The organism is Synechocystis sp. PCC 6714 (assembly GCF_000478825.2).
GTDB lineage: Bacteria > Cyanobacteriota > Cyanobacteriia > Cyanobacteriales > Microcystaceae > Synechocystis.
On sequence record NZ_CP007542.1, the window covers coordinates 3066825 to 3089322 of the forward strand.

The following is a 22498-nucleotide window of genomic DNA, read 5'->3' on the forward strand; positions in this document are numbered from 1 at the left end:
AACTTACTACTTGTGGCGTGATAATCCGTTTCATCCCTCTCTACATTTTAAATGTATTAATCGACAGGAAGATATTTGGTCTGTCAGAGTTAGTCTTAATTATCGAGCACTAGGTATTCTTGAAAAAGATACAGTAACTTGGTTTTGGATTGGTAGCCACAAAAACTATGAGCAATTTTATTCATAGGCGATCGCTAATCCTTTTTCACATAATTCAAACTTTAAACAAATCCTGTCAAACTACAATGCTAAAAACATCAGAATTCCAAAAAGCCATTGAATCCGTTGAAAATCTCCCCCTAGATGATCAACAAATCTTGCTTGACATTATCCAGAAAAGATTGCAAGAAAAAAGAAGAAAACAATTAACCGAAGAAATCAAAGAGATTCGCCAAGAATTTGCTAACGGTGATGTTCAGTTTGGTTCAGTGAATCAATTTTTAGAAGCGCTCGATCAAGAATGAAAATTGCCTGGTCTCCAAAATCGTTACGTTCATTCAAGCGCCTGATTCGCAAAAATCCTAATCTGAGGCCGATGATTGAACAAGTATTACATCAGTTGGCAACAGATCCTTTTCACCCTAGCCTACGCACCCATAAACTAAAAGGAGAACTAGCTAACGTCTGGTCATGCTCTATCGACTATAATTATCGTCTGCTATTTGAATTTGTGAACAACCTAGAAGATAACGAAGAGGCAATTTTATTACTAAATTTAGGTTCCCATGATGAAGTCTACTAATTTAACTTGTCAAAAAAGAAAGGTCGATCTCTAGGCGATCGCCAAAATCTCTAAAGTTCAAATTTCAATAAACTCAGCTATACAATAAACATCATGGACAAGATAAACGTTAGTAAATTGACCAAAGAGTTACCAATGGAGCAGATTCGTCAATTTTGTCACAAATGGCAGGTTAAGGAATTTGCCTTGTTTAGTTCCATCCTACGTCCAGACTTCCATTCAGCCAGCGATGTTGACATCCTCATTGAATTTGCCCCTACAGCAAAACGAGGTTTGACAGAAACAATACAGATGCAGGATGAACTGCAAGCTATCTTTCAACGTCCCATCGATTTGATTATCAAAAATGCCATTAATCGAAGTGAAAATTGGCTCAGACGCAAAAACATTTTAGAATCGGCCCAGATTATCTATGCAACGTGATCAAGAATCTCTAATTGATATTGCCAATGCTATCAGACGTATTTTACGATACACAGATGAAATTGATAAAGTACAACTAGAAATTAACGATGAGAAATTATCAGCCATTCTCTATCAAATTACGATTATTGGAGAAGCAACAAGGCGAATTTCTCAAGACTTTCGCAATCAACATCCAACCATAGCTTAGCTTGGCGAGAAATGGCGGCAATGCGGAATGTTATTGTTCATGAATATGATCAATGGGAGTTTCCTTCCAAATCCTTCGTCAATTTTGCCAACAACATAAAATCACTGAATTATCCGTTTTTGGTTCCATCCTAAGGGAAGATTTTAATTTTGATAGCGATATTGATTTATTGGTTAAATTTGATCCGAATGCCCATATTAGTTTAATGGATATGATTAAAATAGAAGATGAATTTAAAAGATTACTAAGACGAAATATTGATCTCGTTTCTAAAAAAGCGATTGAAAATAGCAAAAATTGGATTCGTCGCAAGAATATTCTCAATGATGCGGAGATTATTTATGCTCAGTGATCAAGAAATTATTTTGGATCTTTATCATGCTCTCAATCAAATTCTTAGTTTTACTCACAATATGGATAAACAAGAATTTGTTGATGATGAAAAAACGTAATCTTCAGTCTTATACCAATTAGTAATTATAGGAGAAGCTGTAAACCGATTATCTGAACAATTCAAAAGTCAATATCCCCAAATTCCATTCAATGAGATTCGTGGAATGCGGAACCGGGTTGTCCATGAATATAAAGAAGTTGATTGTGATATTATTTGGGAAGCTATACAAAAAGATATTCCTGCGTTAATTTACTTTATTTCATCAGTCAATAGCCATGACTAATTATTTTCTAATTATGAAGACTTTATTCATAGGCGATCGCCATCCTATTTAATCAATTAAACACCAATTAAAAACAACGAAATTTTAACCATCCGAAAACAGAGAATTGAGTATTCGACTAGTCTAGATGCATTAGTTGCCATCACTAAACGTCTTAGCCTATTTGAGCATCAATATCATTGGGATTCCGAGGAATTTTTTAATCTATACAGTAATGGTTTAATTCGCGACGAAGAACCGTTTATTGAGTGGGCTAATGATTATCGGCATTATATTGCCTTACGCCCAGAAGTAACAAACCTATCAACCGGCGCAACCCACAGCAGATCCTTTGGCGATCGCCATCAACAAAGCTTGACGGGGAATTTGAACATTCTCGATGCCTGTGCTATTCTTTCCCCCATTCTCGGCTAATTGGATTGTCCCCATGCTACAAATTTCCGATCTGAATGTGTATTACGGCGAGAGCCATATTTTGCGGAATGTGGATATGTCCATTGCTCCGGGGCAAATGGTGTGTTTGATTGGCCGCAACGGGGTTGGTAAGACCACCCTACTCAAAACCATTATGGGACTGCTTTCCCCCCGCAGTGGTTACGTGGTCTACAACGATCGCCATTTGAATCCTTTACCGACGGATAAACGGGCTCGTTTGGGCATTGGTTACGTTCCCCAGGGGCGAGAGATCATTCCCCGCCTAACAGTGCAGGAAAATTTGCTGCTGGGCTTGGAAGCCTGTGCTGATAAAAGCCAACGACAGAAGGGTATACCCGACGAAATTTTTGAGCTTTTCCCTGTGCTGAAAACCATGCTTTCCCGTTGGGGGGGCGACCTGAGTGGTGGTCAGCAACAACAATTGGCGATCGCCAGGGCCTTGATGGGCCAGCCCAAACTATTACTGTTGGATGAACCCACCGAGGGGATCCAACCATCCATTATTTTGGAAATTGAAGCAGCGGTGAAACGAATTATTGCCGCCACCGGCATTTCTGTCCTTTTAGTGGAGCAACATTTACATTTTGTTCGCCAGGCGGATCGTTACTACGCCATGCAAAAGGGAGGCATTGTCGCCTCCGGGGAAACCCAAACCCTGAGCCAAGAAGTAATTCAAAAATTCCTGGCAGTATAGTCCTCTCCGGAATAGATTTTCCCTATGGGGGACCCATAATCTTCAAACGACAAGTACTTATCTCAATCCCCCTGCCCATCGGCTTTTTCCTTATTTGGGGGATATTTTGTCTATTCTATCCCCCTTTTTTCTTCCTTTACCTATCGTTCAACACTTTTGGATGGCAACACCTTGGCTAAATATTTTCCTGTATAGGAAGTGGGATGTTGCGCCACCGTTTCTGGGGTTCCAGTGACCATAATTTCCCCACCCCGATCACCGCCTTCGGGGCCTAGATCAATAATCCAATCGCTACAGCGGATTACGTCGAGGTTATGTTCAATCACTAAAACGGAATTGCCTTTATCGACCAAGCGTTGCAGTACGTTGAGCAAATGGTGGACATCGTAAAAAGATAAGCCCGTGGTAGGTTCGTCAATTAAATATAAAGTCTTACCTGTGGCCCGGCGAGACAATTCGGAAGCTAGTTTGACCCGTTGCGCTTCTCCCCCGGATAGGGTGGGGGCCGGTTGACCCAGTTTGATATAGCCCAAACCCACATCCACTAAGGTTTGCAAGCGATTCACCGCCCGGGGAATATTTTCAAACACCGTTAACGCTTCCTCGGTGGTCATGGCCAGCACGTCAGCAATGGAATGACCTTTATATTTGACCTGTAACGTTTCCCGGTTATATCTGGCTCCTTTGCACACGTCACATTGCACATAAACATCGGGCAAAAAATTCATTTCAATGACGTTAACCCCCTGGCCGGCGCAGGCTTCACAGCGACCCCCTTTGACGTTGAAAGAAAATTGTCCCGGTTTATAGCCTCGAGCTTTGGCTTCAATGGTTTGGGTGAAAATTTCCCGGATGGGGTCAAAAATGCCGGTATAGGTGGCAGGGTTGGAGCGGGGGGTACGGCCAATGGGGGACTGGTCAATGACAATGACTTTATCGATCGCCTGGAGGCCGGTAATTTCCCCTAAATTTTTGGGAAAGGCCACCTGCCGGGAGAGATGATGTTGCAACGCAGGATGAAGCAGTTCATTGACCAAGGTAGATTTACCGGAACCGGATACCCCCGTAATGCACACCAGTTTGCCCAGGGGAATGGTGACATCAATGTTACGTAAATTGTTATGGCTACAGTTTTTCAGGGTCAACTTAGCTCCGTTGCCCGTTCTTCGTTCCTGGGGAGTGGCGATCGCCTCCCGACCGGAAAGGTAAGCCCCCGTTAGGGATCGTTTATTTTTTACTAAGGTCTGAAAATCCCCTTGACAGACAATTTCCCCACCATGGATGCCCGCCTTGGGGCCAATATCGACAATATAGTCAGCGTGGCGGATGGTATCTTCATCATGCTCTACCACAATTAAGGTATTACCCAAATTCCGTAGTTTAGTTAAAGTGGCCAACAGGCGATCGTTGTCCCGTTGATGGAGACCAATGCTGGGTTCGTCTAAAACGTATAAAACTCCAGTAAGACCGGAACCAATTTGGGTGGCAAGGCGGATGCGTTGGGCTTCCCCGCCGGAAAGGGTCATGGCGGCCCGATCAAGGGTCAAATAGTCCAAACCTACGTCTAGCAAAAATTGTAAACGGGCTTTAATTTCTTTTAGCGCCAATTCCCCAATCATGGCTTGACGGGAAGTTAGGGCTAGGTTTTCAATCCGCTCTAGGGTCTGACGGATGGGCACACTGGTTAAGTCATCAATGTTGTACTGGCCCAGTTTTACCGCCAGCGCTTCCGGCTTTAATCTTTTGCCATGGCAGGTGTGGCAGGGTTGATTGATAATGTATTTTTCTAACTTTTGTTTGATGGCATCGGAACTGGTTTCGTCATAACTTTTTTGTAGAATGTTCAGTGCCCCCGTAAAGCGACGGTAATATCCCTTTTGATTACGGTAACGGGATTCCCCTTCAAACCAAATTTCTTCTTCTGTGCCGTATAGGATTATTTCTTTTTGTTCTTGGGTTAACTTTTTCCAGGGAGTTTGTAACTGAAAATTAAAATGTTGCCCTAAACTGTACAGCAACGATAAATAGTAGGAATTATCCTTTTCTGACCAGGGGGCGATCGCCGCATAAACGGGTTTATCAGGATCGGGAATGACCAAATCGGGGCAAAAGGATCGCACAAAGCCAATGCCATGGCAATCGGGACAAGCACCGTAGGGAGAGTTAAAGGAAAATAGGCGGGGGGAAAGTTCATCCATTACCGCCCCGTGTTCTGGGCAGGCAAAGTTTTCCGAAAAAACTATTTCTTTCGGCAAATTTGTTTGATAAGCTTGGCCATTTTCCGCCGCTTTTAACCCCTCTGAATTATCTGGTTTACCACCGTCCAATACTTCCAGTTTTGGAACATCTAAAATATCAATAATGGCGGTGCCTTCCGCCTGTTTTAAACAGGTACTTAAAGAATCCGCCAAGCGCTCCTGCAAATCATCTTTTTTGATCAGGCGATCAATGACTACTTCAATGGTGTGGGCTTGGCTTTTTTTGAGTTCAATATTGTCACTTAATTCCCGCACTTCACCGTTAATTCTCACCCGTACGAATCCCTGGGAAGCCAGACTGGAAAGTAGTTGCACATGGGTGCCTTTTTTGCCCTTTACCACCGGGGCAAGAATTTGAAATTTAGTCCTGTCCGGTAATTCCATCACCCGATCGCACATTTGATCGATGGTTTGGGGCGCAATGTTCCGTTGGCAATGGGGACAATGGGGACTGCCGGCCCGACCAAATAATAGGCGCAAATAATCGTAAATTTCCGTCACTGTACCCACGGTGGAGCGGGGATTATGGGAAGTGGATTTTTGATCGATGGAAATGGCCGGGCTTAGCCCCTCAATGCTGTCCACATCCGGCTTATCCAGTTGCCCCAAAAACTGCCGAGCGTAGGCGCTTAGGGATTCCACATACCGTCGTTGCCCCTCTGCAAAAATGGTATCAAATGCCAAAGATGATTTCCCTGACCCCGATACCCCCGTAAACACAATCAGGCGATCGCGGGGCAAATCCAGATCCACATTTTTCAGGTTATGTTGTCTCGCGCCTCGGATACGGATGCTGTTTTGCTCTGGCATGGGGTAAGGGCAACATTCTTAACTTTTCTTCACAATAATCTTAAACGGTCTTTGTTGATATGGGCCGGCGATCGCCATTTAGACTGAGCAAGAAATGTTGAGCTGATACAATTTTCTAAAGCGTCAAAATTAGCCAGATCAAAATAACTATTAATGTCCAAGGCAACTAAGGGGCCAGAATTTGTCAAATACTTCGTTCCACTACTGAACGCCCTAAAGGAATTAGGCTATTCCGGCACTCCCACGGAAGTAAAGAATCTGATCATTGAAACACTGCAAATTTCTGAAGAGTTATTGGAGGAAAAACTGAAAAGTGGCTCTTCCCGAGTAATTAACCAAATTGACTGGGCTAGATTCTATTTGGTGAAGGCAGGTTATCTAGATGCTTCTAAACGGGGAGTGTGGACACTAACGGAAAAAGGCATAGTGGAAACAGTAAACAATCAAAAAGCATTCGCGATTTTTAAAGAAGTTCAAGGTGGTTTTAAAGATAAAAAATCAGGGAATTCAACGACAATTGATGGGGACATTCAAGAAGAAATTTCTGCTCCGGATAGCGATACTAGTCTAATCACCGTTGACTATCGAGAAAAACTACTACAAATTTTACGCAATCTTTCTCCCAACGGATTTGAGCATTTGTGTAAGCAATTTTTACGGGAAGCTGGCTTTCAAGAAGTGGAGGTGACAGGCAAAACTGGGGATGGAGGCATTGATGGCAAAGGTATTTTGCAAATTAATCCCCTGTTAAGCATTCCGGTTTTATTTCAATGTAAGCGTTACACTGGCTCAGTGGGGGCGCCACAAATTAGGGATTTTCGCGGAGCCATGATGGGACGGGCTGATAAGGATATTTTGATCACCACCGGCAGTTTCACTAAAGAAGCAGAAAGGGAAGCCATACGGGATGGAGTATCCCCAATAGAATTGGTGGACTCAAACAAATTAATTAAGATGTTCGAGCAATTAGAACTAGGCTTAAAACCCAAGACGGTCTATGAAATTGATACAGATTTTTTTGATCGCTTTCGTTGACCGCTAAAGTCTAAAGTCTGCGCCAGCGGCGACCATCTCTATTGATCAACCATTCCGCCTCCGCCGGTTCCCAAGTGCCCGCCTCATACAAGGGCATGGTTAAGGGATCGCTGGGAGCATCCCAAGCTGATAACACCGGAGTTACCACCCGCCAAGCCTCTTCCACTTCATCTGCTCTAGTAAAGAGAGTTTGGTCCCCCAACATACAATCCAACAAAAGACGATGGTACGCATCCGCCGTAGCTACCCCAAAGGAAGAGCCATAGCTGAAATCCATATCCACCGTACGGGTACGTAGTTCTGAACCGGGCATTTTCGCCTCAAAGCGCAGGGAAATACCTTCGTTGGGCTGAATCCTCAAACTTAATATATTAGGATTAGCCTGGTGGGCCACCGATTGAAAGATCAACAGGGGTACTTCCCGGAATTGAATGGCAATCTCGCTCACTTTTTTTGGCATGCGCTTACCAGTGCGGAGATAAAAGGGCACCCCCTGCCAACGCCAATTATCCACCATCAATTTAAGGGCAGCAAAGGTGGGAGTGGTGGAACTAGGTGCTACCCCCGGTTCCTCCCGGTAGCCTGGTACTGGCTTACCTCCCATCCAACCAGCTTTATATTGACCACGGATGCCAGCATTTTCCAGATTATTGATATCCGCTAAACGGGTAGCTTGCAAAACTTTGACTTTTTCGTTGCGAATGCTATCGGCGTCAATGGCATTGGGGGGATCCATCGCTGTTAGACAAAAGAGTTGCAGTAGGTGATTCTGCACCATATCCCGTAGGGCCCCCGCAGATTCGTAATAACCGGCCCGTTCTTCTACTCCCACGGTTTCCGCCACAGTAATTTGTACGTGATCAACAAATTGACGGTTCCACAATGGTTCAAAAATGGCGTTGGCAAAGCGGAAGACCATCAAGTTTTGCACTGTTTCTTTGCCCAGATAATGGTCAATGCGATAAACTTGATTTTCCTTACAGACTGCTTGCACCACCCTGTTCAGGTTTTGGGCCGAACTCAAATCCCGCCCAAAAGGCTTTTCGATCACAATACGGCTTTTGCTTGGGTCACTTAGCATACCCGCCGCCCCTAATTGCTTGATGCCGGGGGGAAAAAAGTTTGGAGAAACGGCAAGATAGAAAACTCGATTTCCTCTGGTGTTACGTTTTTGATCCAATTCCCCGAGGAAATTTTTTAGCTTCAGGTAGCTATCCGGGTCATCCATGTTACCGGAGCAATAAAATAAACCCTGAGCAAACTCATTCCACAGGTCTTCACTACCAATGCCGGTGGAGAACTCTTCAATGCCCTTACGCATCTGTTCACGAAAATGGTCGTGGCTCCAGTCTCTTCTCGCAAAACCGACAATGGTCAACTCCGGAGGAAGACGACGTTCCCGTTTCATTTGGTAGATGGCAGGCACCAGTTTTCTTTGGGTCAGATCCCCCGATGCGCCAAAAATGGTCAGAATGAGGGGTTCCGGTGTGCGTTCTTGGCGGAGTCCGGTGCGGAAAGGGTTTTCGAGTAGCGTTACCATGGGGAATGCTCGTATTGTGTGGCCACTTACGCTTTAAAATAACTCACAATTCCAGAAAGTTTTCTTTTCCCCGCAAAGTTTTAAGAAAAATTTCTTCTAATCTAAATCCTGGAACAGAGGAGTGCTGAGGTATCTTTCTCCGAAACTAGGTTGAATCATGACAATCAGTTTGTCTCTATTGGCAGGTCTTTTGCCAACTTTGAGAGCCGCGGCTAGGGCTGCCCCGGTAGAAATACCCGATAACAAACCCTCTTCCCTGGCTAATCTTCTTCCGTAGGCGATCGCCTCTTGGTCGGTAACCGTAATCACTTCGTCAATTAAATTCACATCCAACACCTCTGGAATAAAGCCGGCTCCAATACCTTGAATTTTGTGCGGTCCCGGTTTTCCCCCCGACAAAACTGGGCTATTTTCTGGCTCCACGGCGATCGCCTGGAAACTAGGTTTTTTTTCCTTCAACACAGAAGCTACCCCGGTAATAGTACCGCCAGTACCAACTCCCGCCACAAGGAAATCAATTTGACCGTCAGTATCTTCCCAAATTTCCAGGGCAGTGGTCTGCTGATGAATTTGAGGATTAGCGGGATTATCAAACTGTTGCAACATATAGGCATCGGGTAGACTATTGACCAATTCCTGGGCCCTTTTAATACATCCCCCCATCCCTTCACTCCCAGGAGTCAGCTCTAGTTTCGCTCCATAGGCCTTTAACATCGCCCGCCGTTCCTGACTCATTGTTTCCGGCATGGTTAGGATCAATTGGTATCCTTTAGCCGCCGCCACCATAGCGAGGGCAATGCCTGTGTTTCCAGAAGTGGGCTCAATGAGCAGAGTCTTACCAGGTTCAATTAACCCTTGCTTTTCTGCCTGGTTAATCATATTAATGCCGATGCGGTCTTTAACTGACGCCGCCGGATTCATCCCCTCCAACTTGACTATAATCTTGGCCATACATCCTTCCGCAGAGGGAATGCGATTGAGCTGCACTAGAGGCGTGCGACCAATTAACTCTGTAACGTTGTTGGCAATTTTCATAGGTAAGGGCCCACCAAGAAGGGAAGTCTGCCTGGATCTTACAACGAAAAACCCCACCAGAGGCGGGGTTCGTAAGTGATTAAACTTTAACTGGTAGGAAAAAGTCAACCTAAACTGTGCTCAGATCGCAGTCTAGAAAGTGAAGGTACCACGGATGGTGCCGATGAAAGCGTCAGTGGCATTGGTGGTCTGTTCAGGTTTGGAAATCCAGATCACACCAGGGGTTAAAGAAAGGTTGTCGGTGAGTTGGTACTTATAGAAAAGTTCAACTTGAACGGGGTTAGTGGTAGGAATGAAGGTGGTTCCTAAGGTGCTGTTGCTGAAGCCGCCCACATAGGGTTGAACACCAGCAAAGATACCTAGAACGTTGCCTTCTTTACCGAGGTCAGGGAAAGCAAAACCACCGCCGTAGGTCCAGATGTCACCGTTATCTTTACCGATCAAAGTAACGTTGGTGTAGCTGCCGTAGGCACTGAAGCTCAACCAATCAGCGATATTCCAAGCCATTTGGACACCATAGCTGTTGGTCTGCTTACCACCAAAGTCGTAAGGATTAACAACGTTACCGGAGGCTGTACCACCGCTGACATTGGAGTTATAGGTGGCGGCATCCACTGGGGGAGCGCCCACACCCAAACCGTTGACGAAAGAATCATTCAACTCAGAGCGGTTGAGGTTAGCGGCGGTAGTACCAACGATGCCCTGGGTACCACCCTTACCGAAGATAGCGGCGTCGGGGGTAGTGTAGGCATTGACGTAGGTGAAGCCTAGGCTTACGCGGTCAAAAATGTTGGTGGTAATCTGGGCCAGGGCACTGTAGCCACCGTTGAACAGACCGTTACCACCACTACTGAACTCGTAGTTGTTGCCAGTGGCGGGGTTAACAACGGAGTTACCACTGCTGGGGTTGTTGCCGGTGCTAGCCAAGTAACCCAAGCTCAAGGAGGTGGGGCCTAAGAGATTGCTGAGGAAGCCCAACTCCAAGCTGGTACCCACACCAGTACCACCACCAATGGAGTAGATGGGGTTCTGGGCGGTGAATTGGCTCAGAGCACCTTTACCACCGGTGTAGTCATCAAAATAGGGGTTGAGGGTGGGAACGAAGTCGTCCCAGATACCACCCCAGGCAGCGATGTAGTTGTTAAGACGGAAGTTGGGACCCAGATCTAAGGGGACGTAGTAAGCCAACCAGTCAACAGCGACGTTATTGTTGTCGCCAGGGGAAAGCTGGTGCACCTGGGTAAAGGTGGGGCTCTCATAGTAGTCACCTACGATGCCAAGGGGTTGACCAGTTTCGGGGTCAAGTACGTTCTGGGTGGGATAGAAACTCTTGAAGCGGTTACCATTGCCAGCGGCAAGACGAGTGACTAACAGGTCTTCACCGGAGAAGCTGGTGTTAAACTGCAAACGAACCCGGTTTTGGAATACCGCTTGGTTGTTGTCGGTAATGTTGTTGAGGGTTTTTTTGGTACCAAAGATGGCAGTGGGAGCAAAAATTACTTCCCCAGTCAATTTGGTGGTGGTGGAAAATTGGTGGTCTTCCAGGAAAGAGGTGCGGGCTTCGAGGTTATCTACCCGGGCACCCAAGGCAGCCAATTCTGCTTCGAATTCCTGCATGAGGCGTTTTAACTTGTCGATGTCCTCCCGGAGAACCGCCACGTTTTCCTGAATTAAACGTTCCATAACGTTCATACAGGCATTAAGACCGGCGGCAAATTCCCAACGGCTGAGGGCCCGATCGCCTCGGAAAGTACGGTCAGGGTAACCAACGATACAACCGTAGCGTTCCACCAAGCTCTTGAGCGCTTCATAGGCCCAGGCAGTGGGTTGCACATCGCGGAGTTCGCTGACGCTGGTTACTTGATCAATGGCAGAAGACTGACCTTCAGCGGTGTATTGATCGAGTTGGTCTAAAACTTGAGCATTCGTAACATTGTCGGGAGCAGCATTCGCAGCGCCAGCCACCAGGGCGGCACCAATCACAGCAGGGCTCACTAACAGGGACTTCCAAGATAGTTTAAGCATTTTTAGCTTTTCCTCACACCTAATAATGACTACGGGAACCAAGTCCTATACTCAGTAACACATTGTACACGTTTTTTTCGAAAGAGTGGGAGAAGTTGACAATTTTCTTTAGATTCATGGTAGATGCTAGGTTCAGCAAGGCCATTGGGCTGTTTTGCGGACTAGCTTAGAAAGCCAGGGCCACAATCAGTGTTGGTAAAGAAAAACCGCCTACAGCTTCTGCTCACGGAACGATGATGTTGATGGTTAATAACAGATTATAGTTGCTATTTTGGGGATGGCTAGGGGCAGGGTCAGTTTTTAGTCCGGCCATGGTCCCTCTCCTAATGATGGAGAATCTGTCTGAAGTTAGTTTTGGCCTTGGGCTAGGTGTTGCTTAACTTGAACCAGTCTTTTTTTTAGAGCTGTTTGAGGATGTTGCAAAGCTTTTTCCAGGGGAATATCGGGCCCCACCAGGCTAAAAACTCTGAGCACGCTGGGTAAAACTGCCTGACTTAATTGGCATTGTCCCGCTATGATGATCACCGGTTTGTTGATTTTCTTTGCTAGCTCAAGAACTCCTCCCACCACTTTGCCCTGTGGGGATTGATGATCCAAGCAGCCTTCCCCGGTAATCACTAGATCAGATTCAGTCATGGCTTGTTCCAACTGGGTCAAGTTGGCGATCGCCGCAAAACCTGATTTTATTTTTGCCCCTAGTGCCCAGGCCACGCCCCCTCCCATTCCCCCAGCGGCCCCAGCCCCAGGAAAATTGACTTCAAAGCCATCAAATCCTTGCACTACCTGGGCAAAATGGCACAAACCTTGGTCTAAACGTTGAACCATAGCTGGATCTGCCCCTTTTTGGGGAGCATAGACCTGGGCGGCCCCATGGGAACCATAAAAAGGATTGGTAACATCACACAGCACTGTTACCCGGGGAAAAGCATTTAGGACTGGGGGAATAATTTCGGCAACTTTACCCAACGCTTGCCCTCCCCAACCGACGGATTGACCTTGGTGATCTAAAAACTGCCAACCCAACGCCATTAGTAAACCCAAGCCGGCATCATTGGTAGCAGAACCGCCGATCGCCAATTGAATTTGCTTAGCTTCCCGGTGGATAGCATGGACCATTAACTCCCCGGTGCCGTAGCTGGTGGTAATTTCTGGATTACGTTCCCCAATCGGAACTAAGGGCAAACCACTGGCCTGGGCCATTTCAATAACGGCTGTTTCCTTTTCCGGTAACCATAAATAACGGGCATTAACCTTTTGACGTGGTAATGGGCCCTGTACCTGCAGAGTTTGCCATTGGCTGTGGAGATTACTGGCGATCGCCTCTAAGGTCCCTTCACCTCCATCGGCTAGGGGATGGGAAACACAGTCAAATTCCGGTTCTAAAGTCTCCAAAGCAATCCGACAAACCTCCCCAGCGGAAAGAGTCCCCTTGAAAGAGTCCGGCGCAACCAAAATTTGACGCATTGGGGAATTTGGCAACCGACTTTATCCTGAATCTATGCTTCCCCGTTTCCCAACAAAAAACTAACGACGATTTAAACCTTCCGCCGCTTCCCGGAAAGGTTCAACTTCAGGACTAAAATCAATGGGCAAAACCGCCACTACGTTTTCATGGGGTCGGGGAATAATCACCCAGGTTTTCACATCTGCCCCTTCGGTGCGGTTAATGGCATCAATGCCCGCCGCCATAGCAGTTTTCACTTCCTGCACATCCCCCCGAATGTTGAGGGTGAACCGAGCACTCCCCGCCCGAATGTAGCCCACAATTGTAATCCTACCGGCCTTAACCATGGCATCAGCAGCGGCAAGAATACCGGGAAAACCAATGGTTTCAATGGAACCGACGGCGGATTGGGCGGACATATTGTTCTCCTTGACAGTGGCGGCAAAAACGAAAGGACAGAGCGAACCAAAACCCTCGACTCAACTATTGGTCGGGGTGAGAATTAGCAAGAATCCCATGGTCAACTATAGGCTAAGTGGTGTACATCGGACTACGAAGGCAGAAAAGTCCCCGTTAGGTGCGGAAGCGAGCAACTTTTTCCGTGTATTCCACCGGCAGAACCGCTAGGACATTCTCCGGCGGGTTGGGAACAATGTAGTGGCTGACAATTTCTCCCCCCATGACGGATTCATTAACCGCGGCTAGACCCATTTTCATCGAGAGATTAACTTCCGACACAGGCCCCCGTATCGCCACCACAAAATTGCCCCGTTCTGCCAGGTCATAGTACACAAGGGTCACCCTACCCCCCTTGAGCATGGCATCGGCGGCGGCCAAAACGGAGGGGAAGCCAAGGGTTTGTATAACGCCAACGGCTTGGGGCATGGGAAGTTCCTCTGGGGGACGGATGGAAAATATTGATAAAAACTGAAACAAGCTAAGACAAGACCTCAGCTAGGTTTTCATCCTAGCAAAAACATGGCACGGGCAAATCATTGCCAAAAGCCCCGTTGCTTTTAGCTGGAGACCTTGGTTATTTCCGCAACCCGAGGCAAGATGGGATCTCTGACTGAATATCTTGGACACTGGCGGGCTAATCAACTTCAATGTTTAATCCCTGCCAAAATCCCCGCCATGGGGGGTCGGTCAGTATGTCAAAATACTAGATTGTTGTGCCCCGATCGCCCTTGACTAGTTTCTCCAGTGGGAATTAATCAGGGATGATGCGGCGGCGATTTAAATCGTTATCACAAACTAAGTTTTCCCCCAGAAATCATGGCTGAGACCCTACTGTTTGCCGCCCTACGCCAAGCCCTTGACGAAGAAATGGGACGGGATGTCAACGTCCTTGTGCTGGGAGAAGATGTGGGACATTATGGCGGTTCCTATAAAGTGACCAAAGATTTGTACGAAAAGTATGGTGAAATGCGGGTGCTGGATACTCCCATCGCCGAGAACAGTTTCACCGGCATGGCTGTGGGGGCCGCCATGACAGGGTTGCGCCCAGTGATCGAAGGCATGAATATGGGCTTTCTTCTGCTGGCGTTTAACCAAATCGCCAACAATGCGGGGATGTTGCGCTACACCTCCGGCGGTAATTACCAAATTCCCATGGTTATCCGTGGCCCTGGAGGCGTGGGTCGGCAATTGGGGGCAGAACATTCCCAACGGTTGGAGGCCTATTTCCATGCGGTGCCAGGACTAAAAATTGTGGCTTGCTCCACCCCCTATAACGCCAAGGGTTTGCTCAAAGCGGCCATTCGGGACAATAATCCGGTCCTATTTTTTGAGCACGTCCTACTGTATAACCTCAAAGAAAACTTACCCGACTACGAATACATTGTGCCTTTGGACAAAGCTGAAGTGGTGCGCCCCGGTAAGGATGTAACCATTTTGACCTACTCCCGTATGCGCCACCATTGTTTGCAGGCACTGAAAACTTTGGAAAAAGAGGGTTACGACCCGGAAATTATCGATTTGATTTCCCTCAAGCCCTTTGATATGGAAACCATCAGCGCTTCGGTGAAGAAAACCCATCGGGTCATTATTGTTGAAGAATGTATGAAAACCGGAGGCATCGGAGCCGAGCTAATTGCCCTAATCAATGACCATCTCTTTGATGAGTTGGATGGACCAGTGGTGCGTCTTTCTTCCCAGGATATTCCTACCCCCTACAACGGTATGTTGGAACGGCTGACCATTGTGCAACCGCCCCAAATCGTTGATGCTGTCAAGGCGATCGTCGGCTAATTGACTTCAAAACAGTACCCCTTGCCATAAACAGAATTAATCAGGCGGGGGGTATTGGGCTGTTCGATTTTGCGCCGTAGTAATCGTACCAGGGCCGCTAGCACGTTGCTGCTGGGGGGACTTTCACCGGGCCAAAGGTGGGAATAGATCTCTTCGTGGCTGAGAATTTGTCCGGGAGCTTGTAAAAATAGGGTTAACAGGGCTACTTCCTTTTCCGAAAGAGCAATGCGTTGGCCCTGGCAATAGGCCACCTGATTGGCTATATCCAAACTGATGTTGTTGACGCTGAGCAATGATCCCCGTCCTCCACTACCATTGTCTAGGCCAGTTTCTCCCTGACCTTGTCGTCGCAGTAGGGCCCGCACCCGGGCCAATAATTCCCGGAGTTGAAAGGGTTTAACTAAATAGTCATCTCCACCAGCATCTAACCCCGCCACTCGGTCATCCAGGGTATCTTTGGCAGTGAGAAACAAAACCGGCGTTGAGTGGCCCAGGGTCCTAATCTGGCGACAAATCTCTAACCCCGACACCTGGGGCAACATCCAGTCAAGGATTAATAGATCGTACTGGCCGGCGATCGCCATGGCTAAGCCTGTTTTTCCTTGGTCAGCTATGTCAATGCTATGGCCTTGGTGCCCTAGGGCTTTGCTCAAGGGTTCAGTTAAGGCGTTTTCATCGTCCACTAAAAGGATATTGGCCATGGTGGGATTTTTCTCAACTCTAGCAAGGGTTTAGGTTAGAGCTTTTTGGCCACTCGGGGGATCTGGCTCTAACCAGGCAATATTTTGTTAGTCATGGTCTAAACTCCCATGGAAACAGTATTTTGGGGCAAATGGAAGCACTAAGATGGGTCGGAAGTTTATCTTAGTTGGTTTTCTAATTATTTTAGGAATGTGATTAAAAGCGCCACAGCCCTCTCTCAACTTTGGGGAGCAACTAGGTAAAAGCCCCTCAAATATTGTCTGAGCGAGTGGGCAAATGAAAAATTGTCCAATGGGTTTTAAGGGCAGAGTAGAATCCTGTTCGAACATATTTTGTCAGCAAGTTAGCAGAAAGATAGAAAAGATTAGTGTTGCGTTCACAGTACTAGCAAGATTATTTAGCCTTTTCTAGGAAGGTCTCAACCGTGGGAAGTAGTGCCAAATATCAATGTGTCTAGTACTGGTTATTTATGCTTAATGGACAGCATATAGTTTATTATCCTTCCACCTAGATTAACGTAAGAGATAGAGACAATTTTTTATTGAAATCTTACTGCAAATTTAGAACAAGGGAGCGTTATTGAAACACAACCGAGGCTGACCAATTTGAAATTACTATCAACAACGTTAGATTTGGAACAGCCAACATTTTCCCATGCAATCCATTCAATCACCCCCACTTCGACAACATTTTCCCTGGCGATCACCAAAAAAATTGGCGTTAAAAAAGTCCGGTGGATTGCGCCATAGGGTTACCGTTTGCCGTTGCTACTATCGCATTGTTCTGTACTCCCACGACACCATGGGGTTGGGGCATAAGCGCCGTAACTTATTAATTGCCCAAACGTTGCTGAGGTCTGGATTACCCGTTGAAATTTTGGTGATTACAGGCATTGAAGAAGGGAATGGTGCCTTAACTGCGGCGGGTATTGACTATGTGGGTTTGCCCAGTCTGCGAAAAAATTCCGATGGTTCCTACAGCGGCCGGGATCTGAATCTGCCTTTGGAGAAATTGATTGCTTGGCGATCGCAGTTAATTTTGCAAGCAATCCAACAATTTCAGCCCGATGTGCTGATTGTGGACAATGTGCCCCGGGGAGTGGAACGGGAACTGGATCCCAGTCTAGAATATATGCGACAGCGCCCCGCAATGCTCTGTGTGCTTGGGTTAAGGGATATTTTGGATCAGCCGGGGGCAGTAAAGCGGGATTGGGACCGAGCGGACAATGAAAGGGCCATTCGTCGCTATTACGATGCAGTCTGGGTTTATGGCGACCCGCAAGTTTATGATCTGCGGCAGGAGTATGGTTTTGCCCCAGATATAAAGGCGAAAATGCAGCCCCTTGGTTATTTCCATCAGGGCGATCGCCTCCGGTATTTGGCCCAACCATGGGCAGAAACCCAGAAAAATTGGAATTTACCGCCTCGCTTTGTTTTAGGGGCTGTCGGAGGAGGTCAAGATGGGGAAACCCTGGCGATCGCCTTTGCCCAAATTCCCTTCACTGCTGACTTACCGGGAGTACTACTCACTGGGCCATTTATGCCGGAGTCTGTACGGCAAGAGTTAAAGGTCAATGCCCAACAAAATCCCCACCTCAGCATCCTGACCCACTGTCCCGAACCGACCATGCTGATGGCAGCAGCAGAACGGGTAATCACCATGGGGGGCTATAACACCACCTGCGAAATTCTTTCCTTCCAGAAGCCGGCCTTGATTATTCCCCGCATTAAACCCCGGCAAGAACAATGGCTCCGGGCGACCCGCTTACAACAACTGGGCCTGGTAGATGTGCTCCATCCCAATCAAGTAAATGCCCAAAACCTGGCCGCTTGGCTCCACTGTGCCCCGACAAACCAACACGACAAACCAGTTCTAAATCTCCGGGCTACCCAACAACTTCCCCTGATGTTGGATCATTTGCTCAAAACCCGTGCCCGTTTTATCTCCCAAGCCTGCTAGCCAATTCCGTTGTAAATCTTCCATGGCCATTGCCTACGTTGTTAAACGCTATCCCCGTTATTCGGAAACGTTCATTGTCAATGAAATTCTTGCCCACGAAGCGGCGGGTTTAGACATCAAAATCTTTGCCCTCCGTCCCCCGATGGATAGCCATTTCCAAGATAAAATTGCCCAGGTCAAAGCTCCTGTCACCTACATTCAAAAACCCAACCAAGGGCGATCGCACCCTGATTTATTGGGGCAAAATCCCACCGCCGCCAGTTACCTCTGGGCCGAAATCCAAGCCACCGCTGCTCTAATTCCCGACCTTTGGGGAAAATTAGCCTATGCGACCGGGGAACGCTCTAGTGTTTTATACCAGGCCCTCTGCCTTGCCCAAGCAGTCCGTCACTACGGAATTACCCATCTCCATGCCCACTTTGCCAGCGTCGCCACCAGTGTTACTCGCTTAGCAGCATATTTTGCTGGGGTACCCTACAGTTTTACCGCCCATGCTAAGGATATTTTCCATGAAAGCGTTGATGCGGCAGATTTTGCCCGCAAACTCCAGGATGCCCGCGCTGTGGTGACCGTCAGTGACTATAACTGGGCTTATTTACAGCACCAGTACGGGGGAGCCGCCAGCAGAGTACAGCGTATCTATAACGGCATGGATTTAATGGAATTGCCCTATCAATCCTGCCCAAACAACGGTGAACCGCCGTTAATTTTGTCAGTGTCGCGGTTTGTAGAAAAGAAAGGATTAACTTATTTGATTGCTGCCTGTGGTTTGCTACGCCGTTGGAATTGTTCGTTCCGCTGTCAGATAGTAGGCGCTGGCCCCCTGGAACCCGCATTGCGATCGCAAATTGCCCAGCACCAGTTGGAGCCTTGGGTGGAGATTACTGGCCCTAAACCCCAGGGAGAGGTATTTCGGCTCCTAAAACAGGGAACGGTGTTTGCAGCTCCCTACATTGTTGGTAAGGATGGCAATCGGGACGGTTTACCCACAGTGTTGTTAGAGGCGATCGCCTTGGGTACTCCCTGCGTAGCGACGGATGTGACGGGGATTCCCGAAATTATTCAGCATCAGGAAACGGGGTTGCTGGTGGGTCAAAATGATCCGGAACAGTTAGCCAAAGCTCTGCAAACCCTCTTGAACGACGCGGACCTACGTAACCGCTTCGCCCAGGCAGCCCGCCAACGGTTAGCACAAGCTTTTGACCTACACCGCAATGCCGCCCAGCTCCGTGAATTGTTTCATTTAGGGGAGCAACTATGAAGATTGCCTACGTCTGCGCCGATCCAGGTATTCCAGTCTTTGGCTGCAAAGGTGCCTCGATCCACGTCCAGGAAATGATCCGTGCCTTTCGCCACCAGGGCGCAACGGTGACGCTATTTGCGGCGAGGCTTGGGGGGAAACCGCCCGCAGACTTGGTTGATTTGCCCGTTTATCGCCTGCCCAAGGTACCCAAAGGAGATCTAGCAATGCGCGAGCAAGGGTTATTTCAACAAAATCAGACGTTGCAAGATTTATTAACCCAGGCAGCGCCCTACGATCTTGTTTATGAACGTTATTCTCTCTGGAGTCGGGCAGGGATGAGCTTTGCGCGAAACCGGCAGATTCCTGGGATTTTAGAGGTGAATGCGCCCCTAATTGAAGAGCAGGCCACCCACCGGAGTTTGCTAGACCGGGATTTGGCTTTGCAGGTAGCAAAAACAGCCTTTGGGGAAGCCACAGCTTTGATCGCAGTATCGGAAGGGGTTAAATCCTATCTACAGCAATGGGTGCCGGCCGATCGCCTTTTTGTAATGCCCAATGGAGTGAATTCCGCCCGTTTTTCCAGTACCTCCAAGCCGTGCGGAGCAATGCCTTTTACCGTTGGTTTTGTTGGTTCCCTCAAGCCCTGGCATGGACTGGATTGCCTGATTGAAGCCTTTGGCCAATTGCGACAAACTGTCCCGGAGGCCCGCTTGTTGATGGTCGGTGATGGCCCCCAACGGCAAGAGATTGAACGGGCGATCGCCCAGCGCCGTCTAACAGCCCAGGTGCAATGGACAGGCACAGTGTTACCAGAGCAAGTACCCCACTGGTTAAGCCAGATGAGCGTTGCGGTGGCTCCCTATCCTGCCAGTGAAAATTTTTATTTTTCGCCCCTCAAGGTGGTGGAATACATGGCAGCGGGGTTGCCAGTGATAGCTAGTCGCATCGGTCAACTGAGGGACATTATTGACCATGGGGTGACGGGCATTTTGTCTCCACCGGGGGAAGCGACAGCCCTCGCCCAAGCCCTCGAATATCTTTGGCGATCGCCCCAGCAACGGGAACAGTTAGGTCTGGCTGCCCGTGGTTTCGTACTTAAACACCATACCTGGGATCGCATTGCTGCCGAAATTTTGGTGATCGCCCAAGCCTGATTTTTTACCACTGAAGTTAGTTAGTTGAAGTTAAAAGTTACAAATAGATGAACCGTGCCTCCCCCATGAACCAAGCTGTGCCCGGCCTCTGGGCAGTGATCACCACCTTTTGGCCCGAAATTCGCGCCCAGTGGCGATTATTGCTAGTGGCTATGGTAACTTTGCTGGTGGACGTGGGGTTGCGGCTGCTAGAACCTTGGCCCTTAAAACTACTCATTGATGGGATACTGATTCCCTCTCAAACCCAACCAAACCTTTCTCTCTGGGGCTTTACTAACCTCAATCCCAATTGGCTATTAGTCTTGGTCACCGTCGGGGTGATTATCATTGCCATCAGTCGGGCGATCGCCACCTATTGGAATACCGTTAGTTTGGCGATCGTTGGTAGTCGCGTCATGGCCCAGGTGCGAGATCAACTCTATGGGCATTTGCAACGGCTGTCCCTGCGTTACCACTACCAAGCCCGCAGTGGCGATCTGATTATCCGTGTCAGTAGCGATGCCAACCGTCTCCAGGAAATTTTACTCACGGCGGCGTTGCCCCTGCTGGTCAGTCTTTTAACCTTGGGGGGAATGGTGGGGGTGATGGCCTGGCTAGACCTGAAATTAACCCTTTTGTCCTTGGTTACTTTTCCCCTATTTTGGTTCGCCGCCAATCGTTTAAGTGCCAAAATTCGCCATGCTTCCCTCACCCAACGTCACCGGGAAGGGGCCGTTGCCTCCACCGCCGCTGAATCCCTCGCTGCGATTAAACTTGTCCAAGCCCTCTCCCTAGAACAGGCCTTTGCCGATTTGTTTAGCCGCCAAAATCAACGGAGCCTCCAGGAAAACATCGAAACTAAACGATTGGCGGCCAACCTGGAACGGTCAGTGGACGTGCTGATTGCCCTGGGCACGGCTTTAGTGATGGGTTATGGAGGCCATCTGGTCATTGAAGATGTTCTGACAGCGGGAACAGTTTTAGTATTTTTAACCTATCTACGTAACGCCTACAAACCGGTGCAGAATTTTGCTAAATACACAGGTCGTTTGGCCAAGGCAGCGGCATCGGGGGAACGGATTTTAGATATTTTGGCGGAAACTCCTGATATTCAGGACAAACCAGGGGCTATTCTTGCCCCATTCCTCCAGGGATTTATCGAATTTAAACATGTTTCCTTTGGCTATCACCCTGACCAAGCAATTCTTAAGGGGTTGAATTTAACGGTAAAACCAGGGGAAAAAATCGCCCTCGTTGGCGCTTCCGGCAGTGGTAAATCTACTCTTCTCAGCCTGTTATTGCGTCTCTACGATCCCACCGCAGGGGCAATTCTCATCGATGGTCATGATCTGCGGGATTACCAATTGACGAGCGTTCGGAACCAAATGGCAGTGGTATTGCAGGAGAGTTTACTTTTTGCAGCAACGATTCGAGAAAATATCGCCTATGGCATCGAGGGGGCAACGATGGCAGAGATTGAAACGGCCGCAAGTTTGGCTAATGCCCATGAATTTATTCTGCAACTGCCCCAGGGCTACAACACGGTGGTAGGAGAACGGGGCACTACTCTTTCCGGAGGGCAACGGCAACGGTTGGCGATCGCCAGGGCGGCCATGAGGCAAACCCCCATTTTGATCCTGGATGAACCCACCAGCGGTCTGGATAAAGTCAATGAACAGTTGGTTTTTGAAGCCTTAGAACGGTTAGCGGAAAATCGCACCAGCTTTCTGGTAACCCATAATCTCCAGTTGGCGATCGCCGCTGACCAAATCTTTTACCTTGACCAGGGACAAATCCGGGAGCAGGGTACCCATGGGGAATTACTGGCCCACCAAGGGGCCTATGCTGACCTCTTCCAGCGGCAAACCTTCGCAATTGTCACCGAATCCCTGCGGCGTTAACC

General features: G+C 48.0%; 21 protein-coding genes and 2 pseudogenes. 14 read left to right on the plus strand and 9 right to left on the minus strand.

The features are described from left to right. The first annotated feature begins 245 nt into the window (after positions 1-245). The 7 genes and pseudogenes from D082_RS13960 to D082_RS19450 form a co-directional block, all read left to right on the plus strand. Entirely contained in the window at positions 246-464 is a 219-nt protein-coding gene (locus D082_RS13960) for a hypothetical protein (RefSeq protein ID WP_028947053.1), read from the plus strand. Next, positions 461-742, plus strand: coding sequence for a type II toxin-antitoxin system mRNA interferase toxin, RelE/StbE family (locus D082_RS13965; RefSeq protein WP_028947052.1), 282 nt, complete (start codon positions 461-463; stop codon positions 740-742). The genes D082_RS13960 and D082_RS13965 overlap by 4 nt, the downstream gene beginning before the upstream one ends. A 93-nt stretch (positions 743-835) precedes the next feature. Next, positions 836-1165, plus strand: a complete 330-nt coding sequence (locus D082_RS13970; RefSeq protein ID WP_202963086.1) for a nucleotidyltransferase family protein — start codon at positions 836-838, stop codon at positions 1163-1165. Further along, on the plus strand, positions 1155-1355 hold the full coding sequence (locus tag D082_RS13975) for a DUF86 domain-containing protein (protein WP_202963087.1): 201 nt from the start codon (positions 1155-1157) through the stop codon (positions 1353-1355). The genes D082_RS13970 and D082_RS13975 overlap by 11 nt, the downstream gene beginning before the upstream one ends. Before the next feature lie 52 nt (positions 1356-1407). Further along, positions 1408-1707, plus strand: a complete 300-nt coding sequence (locus D082_RS13980; RefSeq protein WP_028947050.1) for a nucleotidyltransferase family protein — start codon at positions 1408-1410, stop codon at positions 1705-1707. A 115-nt stretch (positions 1708-1822) separates the two neighbouring features. Beyond that, positions 1823-2032: pseudogene (locus D082_RS19445) on the plus strand (DUF86 domain-containing protein); the annotation flags it as partial. 105 nt (positions 2033-2137) lie between these two features. Next, positions 2138-2320 (plus strand): annotated as a pseudogene (locus D082_RS19450) (hypothetical protein); the annotation flags it as partial. Between the two features lie 15 nt (positions 2321-2335). Here the strand turns inward: D082_RS19450 and D082_RS19330 are convergent. After that, a complete protein-coding gene (locus D082_RS19330) occupies positions 2336-2461 on the minus strand; it encodes a hypothetical protein (protein WP_255356955.1) in 126 nt (41 codons plus the stop codon). On the opposite strand from D082_RS19330, the gene urtE reads away from it, so the two are divergent. Further along, entirely contained in the window at positions 2412-3161 is a 750-nt protein-coding gene (urtE, locus tag D082_RS13985; protein WP_028947049.1) for an urea ABC transporter ATP-binding subunit UrtE, read from the plus strand. The genes D082_RS19330 and urtE overlap by 50 nt on opposite strands. A 140-nt stretch (positions 3162-3301) precedes the next feature. On the opposite strand, the gene uvrA is transcribed toward urtE, so the two are convergent. After that, positions 3302-6229, minus strand: a complete 2928-nt coding sequence (uvrA, locus tag D082_RS13990) for an excinuclease ABC subunit UvrA (protein WP_028947048.1) — start codon at positions 6227-6229, stop codon at positions 3302-3304. Positions 6230-6382: 153 nt separating this feature from the next. Between uvrA and D082_RS13995 the strand changes: the two genes are divergently transcribed. Next, positions 6383-7264, plus strand: a complete 882-nt coding sequence (locus D082_RS13995; protein ID WP_028947047.1) for a restriction endonuclease — start codon at positions 6383-6385, stop codon at positions 7262-7264. Between the two features lie 10 nt (positions 7265-7274). Here the strand turns inward: D082_RS13995 and zwf are convergent, their stop codons facing one another. The 6 genes from zwf to D082_RS14025 form a co-directional block, all read right to left on the minus strand. Next, the gene (gene zwf / locus D082_RS14000; protein WP_028947046.1) at positions 7275-8804 is read right to left on the minus strand and encodes a glucose-6-phosphate dehydrogenase; all 1530 of its coding nucleotides are present in this window, start codon (positions 8802-8804) and stop codon (positions 7275-7277) included. A 96-nt stretch (positions 8805-8900) separates the two neighbouring features. Further along, entirely contained in the window at positions 8901-9839 is a 939-nt protein-coding gene (gene cysK / locus D082_RS14005; RefSeq protein ID WP_028947045.1) for a cysteine synthase A, read from the minus strand. A gap of 132 nt (positions 9840-9971) precedes the next feature. Beyond that, the gene (locus D082_RS14010) at positions 9972-11864 is read right to left on the minus strand and encodes an iron uptake porin (RefSeq protein WP_028947044.1); all 1893 of its coding nucleotides are present in this window, start codon (positions 11862-11864) and stop codon (positions 9972-9974) included. Between the two features lie 348 nt (positions 11865-12212). After that, a complete protein-coding gene (locus tag D082_RS14015; protein WP_028947043.1) occupies positions 12213-13328 on the minus strand; it encodes a glycerate kinase in 1116 nt (371 codons plus the stop codon). A gap of 60 nt (positions 13329-13388) precedes the next feature. Continuing rightward, positions 13389-13727, minus strand: a complete 339-nt coding sequence (locus D082_RS14020; RefSeq protein WP_010872077.1) for a carbon dioxide-concentrating mechanism protein CcmK — start codon at positions 13725-13727, stop codon at positions 13389-13391. Positions 13728-13881: 154 nt separating this feature from the next. Further along, positions 13882-14193 (minus strand): carbon dioxide-concentrating mechanism protein CcmK, encoded by a 312-nt coding sequence (locus D082_RS14025; RefSeq protein WP_010872076.1) that lies wholly within the window; start codon positions 14191-14193, stop codon positions 13882-13884. A gap of 390 nt (positions 14194-14583) precedes the next feature. Here D082_RS14025 and D082_RS14030 point away from each other — a divergent pair, with 390 nt between their 5' ends. Beyond that, on the plus strand, positions 14584-15558 hold the full coding sequence (locus tag D082_RS14030; protein WP_028947042.1) for an alpha-ketoacid dehydrogenase subunit beta: 975 nt from the start codon (positions 14584-14586) through the stop codon (positions 15556-15558). Here the strand turns inward: D082_RS14030 and D082_RS14035 are convergent. Beyond that, positions 15555-16259, minus strand: coding sequence for a response regulator transcription factor (locus tag D082_RS14035; protein ID WP_028947041.1), 705 nt, complete (start codon positions 16257-16259; stop codon positions 15555-15557). The two genes, D082_RS14030 and D082_RS14035, sit on opposite strands and share 4 nt — an antisense overlap. Positions 16260-16914: 655 nt before the next feature. Here D082_RS14035 and D082_RS14040 point away from each other — a divergent pair. From D082_RS14040 to D082_RS14055, 4 genes are read left to right on the plus strand one after another with little or no spacing between them, the layout of a single operon-like run. Then, positions 16915-18219, plus strand: coding sequence for a glycosyltransferase family protein (locus D082_RS14040; RefSeq protein ID WP_028947040.1), 1305 nt, complete (start codon positions 16915-16917; stop codon positions 18217-18219). Continuing rightward, on the plus strand, positions 18191-19480 hold the full coding sequence (locus D082_RS14045) for a glycosyltransferase family 4 protein (RefSeq protein ID WP_238546740.1): 1290 nt from the start codon (positions 18191-18193) through the stop codon (positions 19478-19480). Before D082_RS14040 ends, D082_RS14045 begins: the two co-directional genes overlap by 29 nt. After that, on the plus strand, positions 19477-20616 hold the full coding sequence (locus tag D082_RS14050; protein ID WP_028947038.1) for a glycosyltransferase family 4 protein: 1140 nt from the start codon (positions 19477-19479) through the stop codon (positions 20614-20616). The genes D082_RS14045 and D082_RS14050 overlap by 4 nt, the downstream gene beginning before the upstream one ends. A gap of 47 nt (positions 20617-20663) precedes the next feature. Beyond that, positions 20664-22496 carry an ABC transporter ATP-binding protein gene (locus D082_RS14055; RefSeq protein WP_028947037.1) on the plus strand — a complete coding sequence of 611 codons (1833 nt, stop codon included), beginning with the start codon at positions 20664-20666 and terminating at the stop codon, positions 22494-22496. The last annotated feature ends 2 nt before the right edge of the window (positions 22497-22498 follow it).